At 64.9% G+C, this 15,137-nt stretch carries 11 protein-coding genes; 2 read left to right on the top strand and 9 right to left on the bottom strand.

Going from position 1 to position 15,137, the window contains the following annotated elements; translation table 11 throughout:
- Positions 1-445: 445 nt before the first annotated feature.
- Positions 446-1,066 carry a hypothetical protein gene (locus MJD61_02160; GenBank protein MCG8554083.1) on the bottom strand — a complete coding sequence of 207 codons (621 nt, stop codon included), beginning with the start codon at positions 1,064-1,066 and terminating at the stop codon, positions 446-448.
- Positions 1,067-1,638: 572 nt separating this feature from the next.
- Here MJD61_02160 and MJD61_02155 point away from each other — a divergent pair.
- Positions 1,639-1,851 (top strand): hypothetical protein, encoded by a 213-nt coding sequence (locus MJD61_02155; GenBank protein ID MCG8554082.1) that lies wholly within the window; start codon positions 1,639-1,641, stop codon positions 1,849-1,851.
- Complete coding sequence (locus tag MJD61_02150) at positions 1,848-2,438, top strand: nucleotidyltransferase (protein ID MCG8554081.1); 591 nt, start codon at positions 1,848-1,850, stop codon at positions 2,436-2,438. Before MJD61_02155 ends, MJD61_02150 begins: the two co-directional genes overlap by 4 nt.
- 129 nt (positions 2,439-2,567) lie before the next feature.
- On the opposite strand, the gene MJD61_02145 is transcribed toward MJD61_02150, so the two are convergent.
- The 8 genes from MJD61_02145 to MJD61_02110 form a co-directional block, all read right to left on the bottom strand.
- Positions 2,568-3,881 carry an AI-2E family transporter gene (locus MJD61_02145; GenBank protein MCG8554080.1) on the bottom strand — a complete coding sequence of 438 codons (1,314 nt, stop codon included), beginning with the start codon at positions 3,879-3,881 and terminating at the stop codon, positions 2,568-2,570.
- A 35-nt stretch (positions 3,882-3,916) separates the two neighbouring features.
- Positions 3,917-5,674, bottom strand: a complete 1,758-nt coding sequence (locus tag MJD61_02140; GenBank protein ID MCG8554079.1) for a 30S ribosomal protein S1 — start codon at positions 5,672-5,674, stop codon at positions 3,917-3,919.
- A gap of 292 nt (positions 5,675-5,966) precedes the next feature.
- Entirely contained in the window at positions 5,967-6,680 is a 714-nt protein-coding gene (cmk, locus tag MJD61_02135; protein ID MCG8554078.1) for a (d)CMP kinase, read from the bottom strand.
- Positions 6,681-6,688: 8 nt separating this feature from the next.
- Entirely contained in the window at positions 6,689-7,624 is a 936-nt protein-coding gene (locus MJD61_02130) for a hypothetical protein (GenBank protein ID MCG8554077.1), read from the bottom strand.
- Between the two features lie 184 nt (positions 7,625-7,808).
- Positions 7,809-8,933, bottom strand: coding sequence for a histidinol-phosphate transaminase (gene hisC / locus MJD61_02125; GenBank protein ID MCG8554076.1), 1,125 nt, complete (start codon positions 8,931-8,933; stop codon positions 7,809-7,811).
- A 71-nt stretch (positions 8,934-9,004) separates the two neighbouring features.
- On the bottom strand, positions 9,005-10,084 hold the full coding sequence (locus tag MJD61_02120; protein ID MCG8554075.1) for a hypothetical protein: 1,080 nt from the start codon (positions 10,082-10,084) through the stop codon (positions 9,005-9,007).
- Between the two features lie 48 nt (positions 10,085-10,132).
- On the bottom strand, positions 10,133-12,748 hold the full coding sequence (gene mutS, locus MJD61_02115) for a DNA mismatch repair protein MutS (GenBank protein MCG8554074.1): 2,616 nt from the start codon (positions 12,746-12,748) through the stop codon (positions 10,133-10,135).
- A 59-nt stretch (positions 12,749-12,807) separates the two neighbouring features.
- On the bottom strand, positions 12,808-15,137 hold a 2,330-nt coding region (locus tag MJD61_02110; GenBank protein ID MCG8554073.1), incomplete at its 5' end, for a hypothetical protein.

The following is a 15,137-nucleotide window of genomic DNA, read 5'->3' as shown; positions in this document are numbered from 1 at the left end:
GCCCTGATCGTCGATCTCGATTAGCTACATGACGTTGTAGAGGTAGGGGAGGTTTTCAGCGATTCTGGGGGCCGGATAGCAGGGCGGTCCACCGAAGCCGCGCTTTTTCGGGATGCCATCGCGGGACCGAACCCGACGTCGCGAGCGGGAGCAAAGTCGGATTCGGAAGCTGATTCGGAAGCAGAGGCCAGAGGCCGCGGCGGAGACCGAGGGCCGCGGTGGAGGCACAGGGGTGAGACCAAGATGGGCGCGTCGGATCTCAGGATCGGAAATCGGGGTCGGAAACGGCGCAGGGGCGGGGCCGGACAGCCTGCGCACTTCGTCATCGCAAGCCACTGGGAGCACGCTGCATGGCTCGCCGAGCCGCTCGCACGTCCCTACCGCGACGTGCGCCTAACCGGTTGCGGGATTGGCGAGTCAGGGCAGGGCGGGCGTCGGCCCTGCTTCAAAGCTCCACGAGATAGCCCAGCTGAAGTCCGACGGCATTGGCTGAAAGCGGGCGTGACATCCCATCCGCGCGGTAGCCAATGCGTGTGTAGCGCAGGCCCACAATAAGTTGATGCGGTGCTACCAAAGTACTACCGAGGTCGGCCTGCAGGATCCATCCCAGCGCCGGCCCAAACCTGAGATGGAGGCCTGAAAGGACACCCTCTCCCGTGAGCTCGTTCATCAAGTGTACGGCCAGGCCAACGCCAGTGCGCAGGAACATCGTGTTGCTGCCCGAGGGGCCGAAGGCTAGGCGGTAGAAGGCGAGCGCTTCTATAGGCAAGCGGAGAAAGTCGACGCCTCCGTTTATGGCGGGCTGCGTGTCGGTGTACCTGATACCAAGGTTGAGTAGCAGCTCGAGTTGGTGTGCTTCCTCCGCACGAAACCTCAGGCCTCCGCTTAGTGCCAGGGTGACGCCGTCGCCCGCTTTGATGTTCTCGGACGTACCGTCGATGAAATCAAGTGTTAGGAGCTCATCGGAACCCGCGCTGAAATCTACCTGCATCGTGCCGCCTACTTGCCACCGTTGAGCTTGTGCCTCACGCGGCACGAACATGGCTACCGCGAGTGACGAGACCATCCAAGCCGCAAGGCAAGCGTTTCCCAGAAGGGTTGTCCCCGGAGCGGTTGCGTGATCGGACCCTCGGTTAGGGCTACGACGATCCAGCGTGCCTGATCTTTCCCGTGTTCCCGCAGCGCAACTACGCTCCCTCATGCCGGCTTTCCTCCGCTCCGTTCGCGTTTCCCCCTACTACCCGCAATCGAGCGCCCGTCAAGCCTACCGACAGCCCGGCCGATGACCGTGGGTTCCAGCTGCGAGCCGCCACCGCGGCACCGGCCCGGATATCCTCAAGCCTCAACGCTGAAGCTGTAGAGCGGCCGGCCCCTTCCTGGCATCGTTGGATTACCAACCCACAACGAACAGGAAGGAGCCGACTATGTTTCAAGGCGTGATCCTGGTGGGGGCGGTCCGGTCCGAGGGGTCTTGCGCGGGGCTGCGGAGCTATGATCTACAGACAGGATGAGTGGATCAAAGCAAGGCGGGTCAGGTCGCCACATCCCCGCCCCGCCGCAAGCCATGGCACGGCTGTGGACTTGAGCGTGTGGTAGGCTTCGTGCATGGGTGATCCAGCGGCAGATCTTCGGAAGTGGGTGAACCAGAGGCGCCTAGCCGAAGCGCGAGAGAAGGCGGAATTGCGAGGCTGCGCGCCGGTCGCCGAACAGGCGCTGGCGCGGGGCCTGGGACTGATCGCGTTCGCGGCCGCCCTGCGGGGTTTCACGAGACCAGCCCACGACGTCTCGCCGGAGGATCTGCGGGCCTATTCGCGCTGGGCGCGAGTGCGCACGGCCTTGCGGGACCAGTGACCGACGCGTCGGCTCAGCCGCTCGTACGTGCACTAACTGACCTGCTAGCGGTGCTGCAGGCCGCGGGAGCCCCGCACATGATTATTGGCGGCCTCGCGGCGATCGCGAGGGGCGTGGTGCGCCACACCGACGATGCGGACGCGACCGTGTGGTCCGTTGATCTCGACCTGCCCCGCTTGCTGGCAACCCTGAGCCGCCGCGGAATCGTGGGCCGCATCACGGACGTCGAGGCCTTCGCAGCTGAGAGCCAGGTGCTGCTCTTGGTTCATGAGCCCACGGGCGTGCCCATGGATATCACGCTCGCCTGGCTTCCGTTCGAGCGCGCCGCGCTTTCGCGAGCCGAGATTGTCTCGGTCGCCGGCATCCACATTCCTATAGCGACCGCACAGGACCTCATCATCTACAAGACCGTCGCCTGGCGCGATCGCGACAAGCGGGACGTGGAGGACCTGCTTCGCCTCCATCGAGGTAAGGTCGACCTCGAGTACGTTCGCGAGACGATCGACGCCTTCGCACAGGCTATCGACGAGCCTGAGCGCGCCAGTGAACTCGAGGCGTTGATCGCGCGCGCCGACAGCGAACCCTAGCCGCTCAGGTGACAAAGTACCGGACGGCGCGCAGCGAGCACTAGCCGGGAACAGAGGAGAACTGTTGAGCGGGGACCCGAATGAGCACGACAGGCTGTCTGCTCGGACGCCCTGCAGGGGGGCGTAGCGCTAGCGCTTGGGGACGCCCAGAGCCTGCTCTCTAAAATGCAGGAAGAGGCTCTGCGTAATGCTCAACACCGGCACCCCCAGCAGCGCTCCTATTATTCCGGCCACATGAGCTCCAGCCAGCAAGGCGAAGACGACCAGCACCGGATGGACCTTGGCCGCATCCCCCATGATCTTCGGATTGAGCAGGTTGGCCTCGATCTGGTGAATGATGACGATCCAGCCGAGCACGAGCAGCGCCAGCACGATCCCGTCTTGAAGTGCAATAGCCACCGCTGGAATCGAGCTCAGGATCGCTCCAAAGATCGGCACCAGGGACAACACCGTGGCCAGCAGGGTAAGACCAACCCAGTACTTGAGCCCGAAGAAGTAGAAGCCGATTCCACTCAGGATCCCGTTGACCAGGCAAATGAGCAGCTGGCCACGTATTACACCTGCCAACCCGCGATCGATCCTGTGCACCAGCCTGTCGAATTCCTCTCGCTGCGAAGGGAGGTACAGAGCCCGAAAGAAGCCCCTGATGCGATCGCTCGTGATGATCAGGTACGCCGACAGCATCAGTGTGATGAAAAACGTGAAGACTCCGTTGCTCAGAGCGCGCACAACCGCCTGCACGGCTGCAAGAACCGCAACCGTCGTTCGCTCGGTGTTCTCGGCGGCGCGACGCACCGCATCGGCGACGGTGGTTGCGAGATCCAACGGGCCGTCCTGTCGAGGCTTCCCCACAGTCACTCGATACGCCTCCCCCTCGGAAGCCACCAGCAACCCTTGTTCCGGCAGTCGGATTTCGTAGCCACCATCCGATCGTCCCACGATGCGAATCCCCTGCGAGTCCCGTGGCCCCTGCTCGGTGCCCACGCTACTTCGCGGGCGCAAGAGCGCAGGCCTCGCACCGCTGCTCTCCGCATCGTTTCCCGCGAGCGACAGCGCGCTGTGCATCCGGTCTTCGACCCACGGCAGCCATTCGTCTTTCGCAGCTACGGCCAGTCGCGGCAACTCACCGGCCGCCTTGTTTACTTCCAGTGCAAGACGCGGAACAGCGAACACCACGGTCGCCGACAGCGCGCCCAGAAGCGCTGCGTACAACACCAAGACGGCCAGCCAACGCGGCGGCTGACGCCCGAAGGCGCGCAGGCGCTCGGTAGCCGTCACCAGCGGGTACAGTACGTACGCCAGCACCAGGCCCAGCACGAACGGAACCAGCACCGCTCGAAAGACGACGATGCAGGCAACCAGCAGAACGCCTGACACGCCCAGGAAGAGCGCGCGGCGCGGCCGCGAACCGCTCCCCTCGACCGAGGCTTGCGCTTCCGCCACTCAGTCCCACGCTCGAGACGGCGACGCCATGGGCCCTATTCCTTCGACAGATCGTCGATCTTGCTCCCCAGCTTGTCCTTCAGCACGTCGCCCAAGGTCGCACCCGCCCGCCCGCTCGGCCCCACGGCCCGCTGCGCTCCGCCTTCAGGACTGCGCTCCATGTACTTCAGCGCCTCGGTCGATTCGTCGCGCTGCTTGGCACGCTTGAGCGAGAGCGTAATGCGCCGCTCCTCGGCGTCCACCTTCAGAATCTCCGCGCGGTGGATCTCACCCTCCTTGAACGCTTTGCGCGCAGCCTCGGTCGACTCGTCGCTCAACTCGGAAATCGGCACCAGACCTTCAACGCCCCGTTCCAGCTCGACGAACACGCCGAAGTCAGCCACGGACATGACCCGCACCTCGAGGATGGTCCCTGCGGGATAGTCCTGCGGAATGCGCTGCCAGGGGTCCTCGTACAGCTGCTTTATGCCCAGCGAGACCTTCTTCTCGTTGTGGTTTATCGAAAGAATGATCGCCTCGACCTCGTCGCCCTTATGGTAGACGTCCGCCGGATTGTTGATGCGCTGGGTCCAGCTGAGGTCGGACTTGTGGACCATTCCGTCGACACCTTCTTCGATGCCGACGAAGATTCCGTAGTCGGTAATCGAACGCACCTTGCCGCGAATGACATCACCCGGGTTGTATCTGCCCGAAAACTCAGTCCAGGGGTCAGGCTCGAGCTGCTTGAGTCCCAAGCTGATCCGCTTCGCTTGGGCATCCACCTCGAGCACTTGACACTCCACGTCACGTCCGATCTCCAGGATCTTGGATGGGTGCTTGGGCTTGCCCCAAGTCATTTCGCTGACGTGGATCAGGCCCTCGACTCCCTCCTCGATCTCCACAAAGGCGCCGTAGTCGGTTAGGGATACGACTTTCCCGAACACCCGTTTGCCAATGGGATAGGACTCCGAGGCATGCTCCCATGGATCGTCGGTCGTTTGTTTGAGTCCCAAAGATACACGCTCGGTCTCCTGGTTGTAGCGCAGCACCTTGACCGTAACCTCATCGCCAACCTTGAACACCTCCGAGGGATGCGTTACGCGGCCCCAGCTCATATCCGTGATGTGCAGTAGTCCGTCGATTCCACCCAAATCGACGAAGGCTCCATACTCGGTGATATTCTTGATGCTGCCCTGCACCACCATGCCTTCTTCGAGGTTCTCAAGGGTGCGCGCCTTCAGCACGTTGCGCTCCTTTTCGAGCAGCACACGCCTAGACAGCACGATGTTCCCTCGCTTCTTGTTGAACTTGATGACCTTGAACTGGTAGGTCTGACCGATCATCTTGTCCAGATTGCGGATCGGCCGCAGATCAACCTGAGACCCCGGCAGGAAAGCCTTCACACCACCACGGATGGTGACGGAAAGGCCACCCTTGACGCGGGAGGTAATGGTCCCCTCGATCAACTCGTCGCGCTCGCAAGCGGCACTGATTTCGTCCCAGACCTTCAGCTTGTCCGCTTTCTCCTTGGAGAGGGAGACCAGACCGTCATCGTTTTCCTTGGCTTCCACGAGTACATCGACGACGTCGCCCACGTCGACTCGAACTTCGCCGCCCGGCGTCACGAACTCGCCCGTGGAGATCACGCCCTCCGACTTGTAGCCGATATCGACTATCACGGCGTCGCGGCCGACTTTGATGACGGTCCCGCTCACGATCTCGCCTTCGCGCAGCGCGTCAGCCTGCGCCACCGAGGCTTCAAAGAGGCTCGCGAATGTCTCCGCCTGGGCGGATGCCTGCTCTATCTCCGTCATGCGATCGAAAAACCCTTTCTGCGATTTCTCCAGACTGTGCGAGTGCAAGTGACCAGCGGCACCAACGCGCAAGCGTGTGCATGAGGCCGGTCATGCTCTAGGAGAGATTGCATCAAAGCGCGACGCCTCGCGACGCCACCAGCTCTGCAGTTACGCTCTGCAGTTACGCTCTGCAGCCTGCAAAGACTCTGCAGCCTGCGAAAAATGCGCGCTACGTAGCAACGCGCCAAAGCGCTGTCAATGCCACGCTGACCTGAAGCCGGAGGGCTCATCCGCGCAGCCTCCCACAGCCTCAGGGCCGCAGCAAGGTTTTCGCTGCCACCAGCGCCTCGAGCTCGGTCACCACCTCCTCCACCGTGCGTCCAGTTGTATCTACCACGATCGCATCGTCGGCCGGCACCAGGGGCGCGATGGGCCGGGTGCTATCCTGCCTGTCGCGGGTTTCTATTTCGGCGCGGGTGTGCGCCGGGTCCGCTTCGATGCCCTTGCTCTCGAGCTCCCGTTGGCGCCGGTGAGCCCGCGTGGCGACGTCGGCTGTCAGAAACACCTTCACCTCCGCACGTGGGAACACGACGGTTCCGGTATCACGACCCTCCGCGACAAGCCCCCCAAGCTCACCGAGGCTTTGCTGCACCCTCAGCAGGGCGCGGCGGACGCTGGGATGCCTGGAGACATCGCTCGCACCGCGGGAGATTCCCGGACTGCGGATATCCCGCGAGCGGTCCCTACCACCGAGCATGATCCGCGGAGCCTCGGCACCGGAACCCGCGCTGAAACCAAGATCGAGCTTGGCCGCGAGCGCCCCGACGCCCTCGGCGTCGTCCCAAGAGAGTCCGGCTTCACGTGCTGCAAGGGCGACGGCGCGATACAGCGCCCCCGTGTCCAGCAGGGTGAAGCCCAGCCGAGCGGCCAACGACATGGCCACCGTGCTCTTGCCCGCACCGGCGGGCCCATCGATGGCGATGACCGGCTGCCGGGCTGCGCTGTCAGCGGAGTCCGTGCGCATGGCCACCACTACAAAATCGAACCCTGCATCCCCGCAAGCACCAGCCCCAAACGATCCAGCAGGTCCAGCGAGTCGGCTTCGCTTAGACGCAGCCTGAACTGGGCGAGCGGCCCGTTCAGCTCGAAGTCTGCACCTTGTACCAGGGCGCCAAGCCCGGCAAGACGTAACGCGAGCCCGCCCTGGTCAACAAGCCGCTGCGCGCCCACTACCAGCTCTTGCGCCTGTCCTGCCTGCGGTGGCTCAGCCAGGACCGTTACCACCAAGCCCTGCCGGATCCCAGCCTGGAGCGCCAGGTTCGACGCCGCGAGGGTGCCAAACAGCCGGCCCGTTTCGGGGCCGAACCCCGGAGAGACAGCCCCACGACCCCGGTGCTGCTCGAGCGCGCCAAAAGGACGGCGCACCAGCGCGAGGTCGGCACCCCCGAAATCCACGCGCGGGGCCAGGCGTCGAAAGAGCGGCGTTGCAGTGAACCCACTGGAGCCGCGCCGGATCCCGGTCACGACTCGGCGCAGCGTGGCCTCGGACCCGATGAGAAGCGTTCCCCCTCCGAGGTCGAGGAGACAGAGCGTACCGTTGTTCAAGAGCGCTCGACCCCCTACCTCCTCACGCGCGACCGCCTTTGCGACCCGGGGAGGCGGGGCTCCTGGGGACGGATGCCACAGCCTCGTAGCCAAGCTGAGGGTCCTCGCGAGCGCGCCCGCCTCGTAGGCCCCGCGCATGGCGACAAGACCATCCGACCTCCATTGGGATCGTGTGTGGCGCAAACACGCGACCACTTCCTCGGCCGGCCCAACCAGCTCCTCCAGCGCCCCTCGGAGCTGCTGAAGCTCCTGTTCGGACGCTTCGGTCCGAGCGAAAAAGTCCCGGCGTGCTTCGAGGTAGAGCGCGGAAGAGGTCACCTGGTTCGGGCGCACGCGCAGGATGCCGCTGCAGCGAGCAGGCATCAGGTCCGCAAGGCGGTCTGGGGCTCGCAGCGGCGCTGCCCCGTCTTGCTGGGTCGGCCGAGCCGGCCTGGGAGCTGCGGACTGCCCTCCTCCGCAGGCCAGCGTGCCCATAGAGGCAGCGAGAAACGAGCAGGCGCAGGTCCATCGAAGAGCAGCCATGCCGGCCGGAGCGCTAGACCTGGGCCTAGGCATCGCCCAGAGCCTCGGACATGGTACGCAAGAGTTGCTCGTTCTCCTCGGGCAGCCCAACGCTGATGCGCAAGGCCTCGGGCAGGATCGCACCCAGCGGTCGCACGATCACGCCCAGGTCCAAGAGCCGTTCGTAGATCGGCTTCGCCGGCCGGCCCAGTTCGACGCAGAGGAAATTGGCTTGGCTTGGAATCACCCTCAAACCGAGCTCCTCCAAGCCCGCGCCTAGACGCCCCCGCTCGTGGTTGTTGAGCTCCACGTACTGCTGCACGTGCTCAGGGTCCCCAAGTGCCGCCAGCGCCGCAGCCTGCGCCATCGAGCTGACATTGAACGGCATGCGCACCCTGTTGATTTGTTCGTTGAACGGTCTGGGCACGATGGCGTAGCCGATCCTCAAGCCGGCGAGGCCGTACGCCTTGGAGAACGTGCGCAGGACGACAAGCCGGGGGCAAATCCCCCTCATGTCCAGCGCGCTCTTGTAGTCCGGGGCATCAGCGAACTCTACGTACGCCTCGTCGATCACTGGAATCACATGATCCGGCAGCTCGCACACGAAACGCTCCAGCTCCTCGTGTCCCACGTAGGTTCCGGTCGGATTATTGGGGTTGGCGATGAAGCACAACCGGGTCTTGGGCCGTATGGCCGCACGCATCGCCTCGAGATTCCAGTAGTGGTTGTCGCGCAACGCTACTGCGGTCGTGGGCACGTTACCTATTCGCAGGGAAAGGTCGTAGGCCACGAAACTGGGCTTGGGGATCACCGCGTGATGATAGGTGCTGACAAAGGTCCGACACAGCAGGTCCACCAATTCGTTGGATCCGTTTCCAAAGCTGATCTCGCCGGGCTCCACGTCATGATGGCCGGCCAGGGCTCGACGCAGCTTGAAGGCGTCGCCATCGGGGTAGCGATGGCAGTCGCGCGCCGCCCGCTCGATGGCTTCGATTACCTTGGGCGAGGGTCCCATCGGGCTCTCGTTGGACGCCAGCTTGATCGGGTGCGTTATGCCTCGCTCACGCGATAGCTCTTCGAGCGGCTTGCCCGGGACGTAGGGTTGTATGCGCGAGAGATGCGGCAGCGGCAGCGACTCCAGACTGCCGTCGGGCAGCGATGACCAGGACATGTGTCTCTCCGGGGGCCTCGATGAAGAGGTCGTCGAGCTCACGCGTCTCGGTCGATCCGAACTCACGGCGTCTACTCCGGTCTTGGATAGCTGCCGAGCACCTGGATGTTGCGGTTGGTGGCTCTGACTTCCTCGACAGCGGTGAGCACCGAACGATCGGTGATGTGACCCTCCATCTCCATGAGGATGAAGTAGCGCCAAGGCACCCCGCGCGCGGCCCGCGTCTCCAGCCTCGTTAGATTGACCCGACGATCCGCCAGCGGCTTCAGGCATGCCATGAGCTCGCCCGGTGCGTCGTGCGTGGCCAGCACGATGGCCGTGCGGTCCGCCCCGGTGCGTGCGGGCGCATCGCCGCCCGCGACCACGTACCGAATCTCATGGGATGTGCTGTCCTGAACCGAGCGCTGCACAAACTCGAGGTTCGTCAGCTGTGCCACGACTTCAGTGCAAATGGCCGCAGCCTCCGGGTCCTTTGCCGCTTGATCGGCGGCGTTGATTCCGGTGCGTGTATCGACGATCCGCGCATCCGCAAAACGGGTTAATACGAACCGCTCCGCCGCTGCAATAGCCGTCGGCGTACCAAGAATCGTTTTGATCTGCGCTGGGTCGCCGGATTGCGACAGCATATGGTAGCGTGCCTTGACGGTCACCTCGCCCCCGATCTTCAGGTCGCTGTGAGCGAGCGCATTGAGCGTCGCAGTCACGGTGCCATCGTTGGAAGTCTCCCAGGGCAGCACTCCCCTGGAAGCGCGCTTGCGCTCCACTTCCGCCACCACCTCTTCCGCGCTCGGTGCAGACCGAAAACGTGCCGCGGAACCGAAGTACTTGCGTGCTGCAGTGTGGCCGAGCCCGCCTTCGACACCCATGTAGGCGACCTCGACAGGCGCGACCATGGCGGCGCACGCCGACAGCACTTCCCGCATCACCGGCTTTGCCGCGTCCACCGGGAAGTGCTCGATGCGTTCGCTGAGCTCGCTGAGCACGTCTACGTCGCGCGGCATCCCAATGTAGGCGTCAGGATGCTCGTCGCGCAGCTCGATGGCGCGCTTGATGGCTTCGGCCCGAGCGTCCAGGGCTTGTGCCAGAGCCGCATCCGCCGCGCGCAGCTGGCCTTTGATGCTCTCGACTTTTTCCGTGAGGTCGGCGCTCATCTCCTCCATCCTATCCGGGCCGACGCTGGCGGCAAGCGCATCCAAGCCTCAGCTACCCGGGCGCAGCAGCGACTTGAGATGAGCCAATGCACTGAGGGCCTGGAGCGGCGTCAGGGTATCGAGCTCCAGAGCCTCAAGTGTGCTCTCGAGCTCGGATACGGCCGGACGTGGACTCGACGAGCCGGCAAACAGATCGAGTTGCGCGCTTGCCTGCTCCACCAACGCTGCCGCGCCGTCCTGTGTTTCGAGCTCCCGCAGCAACGTCCTGGCACGCGCGAGCACGGTCGCTGGAACTCCTGCAAGTCTTGCCACAGCGATGCCGTAGCTGCGGTTGGCGGCACCGCGGACGAGCTTGTGCAAGAAGACCACGTCCTCACCGTACTCGCTCGCCGCGACGTTGTAGTTGACGCTGCCATCGCGACTTGCCGCTAGCTGACACAGCTCGTGGTAGTGGGTCGCGAACATGGTCCTGCATCCCACGGCATCGTGCAGGTACTCGGCTACAGCCCAGGCAATGGAGAGCCCATCGTAGGTGCTGGTACCGCGTCCGATTTCGTCGAGCAGGACCAGCGAGCGCCGTGTCGCACCGTGCAAGATGTTGGCGGTTTCGCGCATCTCCAGCATGAAGGTGCTCTGGCCGGCGACCAGGTCATCGCTGGCCCCCACCCGCGTGTAGAGTCGATCCACGAGGCCAATCCGAGCGCTCGAAGCGGGTACGAACGCGCCAGCCTGCGCCAGAATCACCGCCAGAGCCGTCTGGCGCATGACCGTAGACTTGCCGGCCATATTCGGTCCAGTGATGATCATCAAACGCTCTGCGTCAGCCTCCAAGCACACGTCGTTGGGCACGAAAGTCCCCGCTGGCAGCATGCGCTCGACCGCGGGATGGCGTGCTTCCGTAAGCTGCAACCCCGTGCCGTCGTCCAGGGCCGGCCGGACATGGTCGTAGGCGTGCGCGGCTTCGGCCAACGCCGCATGCACATCGAGGCGTGCAAGCCTGGCGGCTAGGGCTCGAAGCTGTGCAGCCGAACCGGCGACGCGTGTCCTTAGCTCGATGAAGCGCTCGAGCTCCAGCATCCGGGAACGCTCTTCTGCACCCAGTATGCGAGCTTGCAGCGACTCCAGGCGCTCGGTGATGAACCGCTCGCCGCCTGCGACGGTCTGTTTGCGCCGGTAGTCTCCTGGAACCGAGCGCAGGTTCGATTTGGTGATCTCGATGTAGTAGCCAAACACTCTGGTGAAGCGCACCTTCAACGACGAGATGCCTGTGCGCTCCCGCTCCTCGGCTTCAAGCTGCAGCATCAGCTCCTTGCCGGAGGACGCCAGGTCCCTCAGCTCGTCGAGCGCCGCGTCGCAGCCTGGACGAAACACGCCTCCAGCATTCGCTGCCACGGGTGGCTGCTCCGCCAAGGCATCGCATAGGGCCCGAGCCAACGGCTGGCACAGCGGTTCGGGCCTTAGACTGCGTCGCCAGTCACCCGCCGCGAACGCGTCCGTGTCGTTGCACACGCAAACGGCCAGTTTCTCGGCCGCTCGAAGGCTGTCGCGAATTGCGCCCAAATCCCGCGGGCCCGCAAGACCAGCCGTAACGCGCGTGGTCAGTCGCTCCAGATCGTGAACTTGGGACAGCAGCTGTCGCACCTGATCGCGCAACACCGGATCATCGCACAAAGCCTGAACGCAGTCGTGCCGGCGGCGAATGGTCTCCACGCACGCAAGCGGGCTCAACAGGCGCTGCCGCAGCAGGCGAGCCCCCATGGCCGTTCGTGTCTTGTCGATGAAGCTAACGAGCGCGCCCTTGCGCTCCCCTTGCAGCGTACGCACGATCTCGAGGTTGCGCACCGCTGCTTCGTCGAGCAGCAGATGCGCTCCGGGGTCGTACGGTGCCACCCGAAGTACGGGCAAGGGCAGACCGGGTTGTGCCTGCTGCGCGTACGAAAGGACTGCCGCGACTGCCAGACGCGCTGCGTCGGCGAGAGCCACGTTCTGGCCCTGCCTGGCCAAGGACTGCACATGCTCTATGCTCGCTGCCGCCTGAAGCGCGGCGTCGTCCAGCTCACGTACCGAAGCACCCCTTGCTGCCTGGCCCAGCGCCGGCGAGCGCTCGCGCGCTGCGCCATGCAACAGCAGCTCTCGGGGCTCCAAGCGTACCAGCTCCGCCGACACGTCTGCGGCCGTGGTCAGCTCGCAGGCGCGCAGCTCGCAGGTCGAGTACTCCAGCGCCGCCAATCCGAAGCGATCGCCCGCAGCCGTCACACCCACGAGGTAGTTGGGGCTGGCCGCATCCAGGCTCTCCGGCTCGAGCACGAGCCCGGGCGTTACCACGCGTACGACCTCACGCGGCACGACACCCTTGATCTTGGAAGGATCGCCGATCTGTTCGCAGACGGCTACCTTGTGACCCTGCGCGACGAGCCGCTCGATATAGCCGCCGACCGCGTGAAAAGGCACTCCCGCCATCGGGATCGCTTGGCCGGACCGATCCTTGCCGCGCGACGTCAGCGCGATTTCGAGCAGACGGGAAGCGAGGATCGCATCATCGAAGAACAGCTCGTAGAAGTCGCCCATGCGAAAGAGCAGCAGCGCATCGGGATACCGTTCCTTGGCCCGAAAAAACTGCTGCATGGCAGGCGAATGCTGCGCGACTCTCGGCTTCTTGGTCATGGCCTTGCCGGCGGCGCCCGGTGCTCGACGATCCGCAGCAATGATTCTGCAGCGCCTCCCTAGCGTACGGACAGCGTGATCTCGAAGCCGTCCAGGTCGAGCGCATTGAGTCCAAGCACAGCGCTGTCTACGACGTACAAACGCTCATCCACCGGATGGTAGTTGAGGGCCACCGGAAGCACACCCCGCTGCGTCAGCGGGCCGAACTGAGTCAGATCGACACCCAGCTGCGGTGGCACGGCACCCACTGAAAAACGCACGAAGAGCGAGGAGCTCGGCCGACCGAGGGAATCGACGCGCAGTCCGGGTGACGGCAGCGCACTGCCGCCCAGCGCCAGCGAGAAAGCGAAGTTCTGAAAAGGCTGGCCGAGGAATGCACGACCGGTTTGGGCGGGATGGATCAAAGGGTCCACCGCGCAACGCCCCGTCGTCTCGGCCCTGACCCGATGCCAGAATTCCGCGGTGTCGCCCTTCACTACGTACGACTCGTGCGCGCGGATCTGATAGCCCACGAGCGCGTCGCCAAAACAACACTGGATGCCAGCGAACGACGTGAGTGGACTGCCGCCGCACGATCCCAGCGCCAGTAGATCCCTCTGTTCGTTGGAAAGCAGGTCGGTACGTAGCTCAGGAAAAAGCACCAGGCGGTCTCGGTAGGCTTCGACAATCTCGAACGCGAGGGGCAGCTCGGGTGCGAGAACGCTGCAGGGGTCCTCTGGGTTGGCGGCCCAGCTCGGTCTCGGCTGGGTGATGACGAGCTGGTCGCCCTTGGCAACGTGCGCTCCGTAGCCCTTCCTCATCTCGGTCGCATCGAGCACGCCCAAGGCGCACAGATCGATGCCCGGGTCCATGGCGATCAGCTGGCCGGCGGAAAGCGAACCGCGGCCGCCGCGAGCAAGGAAACCCTCGTACGCAAGCGTCCATTGCTCGGGTCCGATGTGCCAGGGGTTGGCGTTGGCGCAGATCAGCGGGTGGTGAACTGGATGGTCTCGATGCGTGGGGTCGCTGTCCACACAGACCTGATCGCTGACCAGCGCTGGCATCATGCCCGCCGGGCAACCTCTGGTCCCGCCGCACAGCGGGTCTGCCGGTACACCGAAGGAGCCCAGCGGAACCAGGTCGGGCACCGCCGCGCTGAGCGTCACGCCGTTCGGCAACATCGTCTCGGACTGGCCCTCGAGCTCGAAGAGCGGACTGCTGGCGGCCGGACCCCGGAAGGTCTCGCTCGTGAAAAGATCCACCCGAGGCAGGTGCCTGCGCTGAAAGAACGCTGCATCCTCCCTCTTGTCCGGGTTGTTCGGGTCTTTCGGGCAGCGGCGCCCCGCCTCCAGGTCCTGCACGTCCACGATGCGCACCGTCCCGTCGGTCAACGCAACAGCGAGAAACACGCCCTGCAGCCGCCTGGGATTCGCCGGCGGTGGATCCACCGGCGCAGGTACTGCGGGCACGCAGGCCGGTGCGCCCGGCGCGCAGCCGGGAGTCAGGATCTCGAGTACAGCAGCGCCGCCGGCGCCCAACCGCAGGCCGGTCCCGCTGCCCACGGCGTGAAACGGAATCCGATCGCTCGCACGCCCGCCACGATCGTCCACACGAAGCACTCGCTTTCGGGCCAGGTCCACAGCCAGCACCGAACCGTCGCTGGCGTCGATGGCGTAGGCAACACGGTGATGCAGGATCGGCGCCGGCGGCGGCAAGCCCGGACCCGGCGGCGCTGGCGGGAGCAACCAGGGAAGCTGGGGGGTGACCACGAGATCGCGTGTAGGCACGCCAACGTAGATGGGCTCCTCGAACTGCTCCGTCACCAGGTTGAACACGTGGATCAGCGGCAAGGCGGCGTCCGCCACGAGCAGCTGCATCCGGTCGGGATCCCATGCCAGCGCCACGGGACGCGCAGGGCGGTTGAGCGAGCCGGGATCGGCGAGGCGCGGCGCAGCCGCCGGCGTGAGCCGGGGCGGGCTGCCTCTTTCGGAATCGCAAGGTCTCGGGGGCGGCGCTTGCACACCCGGCAGTTCTGGTGGCGGGGGCGGCGGCACCAGCGGCGGCACCACCCAGCTGCGGTTGTTGCACACCGCCAACGGAGGACAGAGGCCGGTGGGCGGCTCCGGCACTAGCGAACCGTCCGCCTGGATTGCCAGCCTGACTATGGTCGAGTTGTCCGGCACCGCGACAAACAGCGCCTCGGTGCCGGGCGGGGCCGGCGGCTGGCCCGTCGGACCTGGAAGGAGCAGCAAGTCCACAGGGGGGCCACCCACGGGGATACGTTGAATGCTCGGGGGATCCGACGAAGGAGGATTGGCAGGCGCGACAAAGGTGTCGGTGCTGAACCACATCACCTCGTGCCAGGCATAACTGGCGACGTACGTCGTGTGTGTCGTCCCGGGGCCCGGCG

The sequence above is a fragment of the Pseudomonadota bacterium genome (assembly GCA_022361155.1).
In the GTDB taxonomy this organism is placed as follows: Bacteria; Myxococcota_A; Polyangia; order Polyangiales; family JAKSBK01; genus JAKSBK01.
This window is presented reverse-complemented; position numbering and strand designations above follow the sequence as displayed.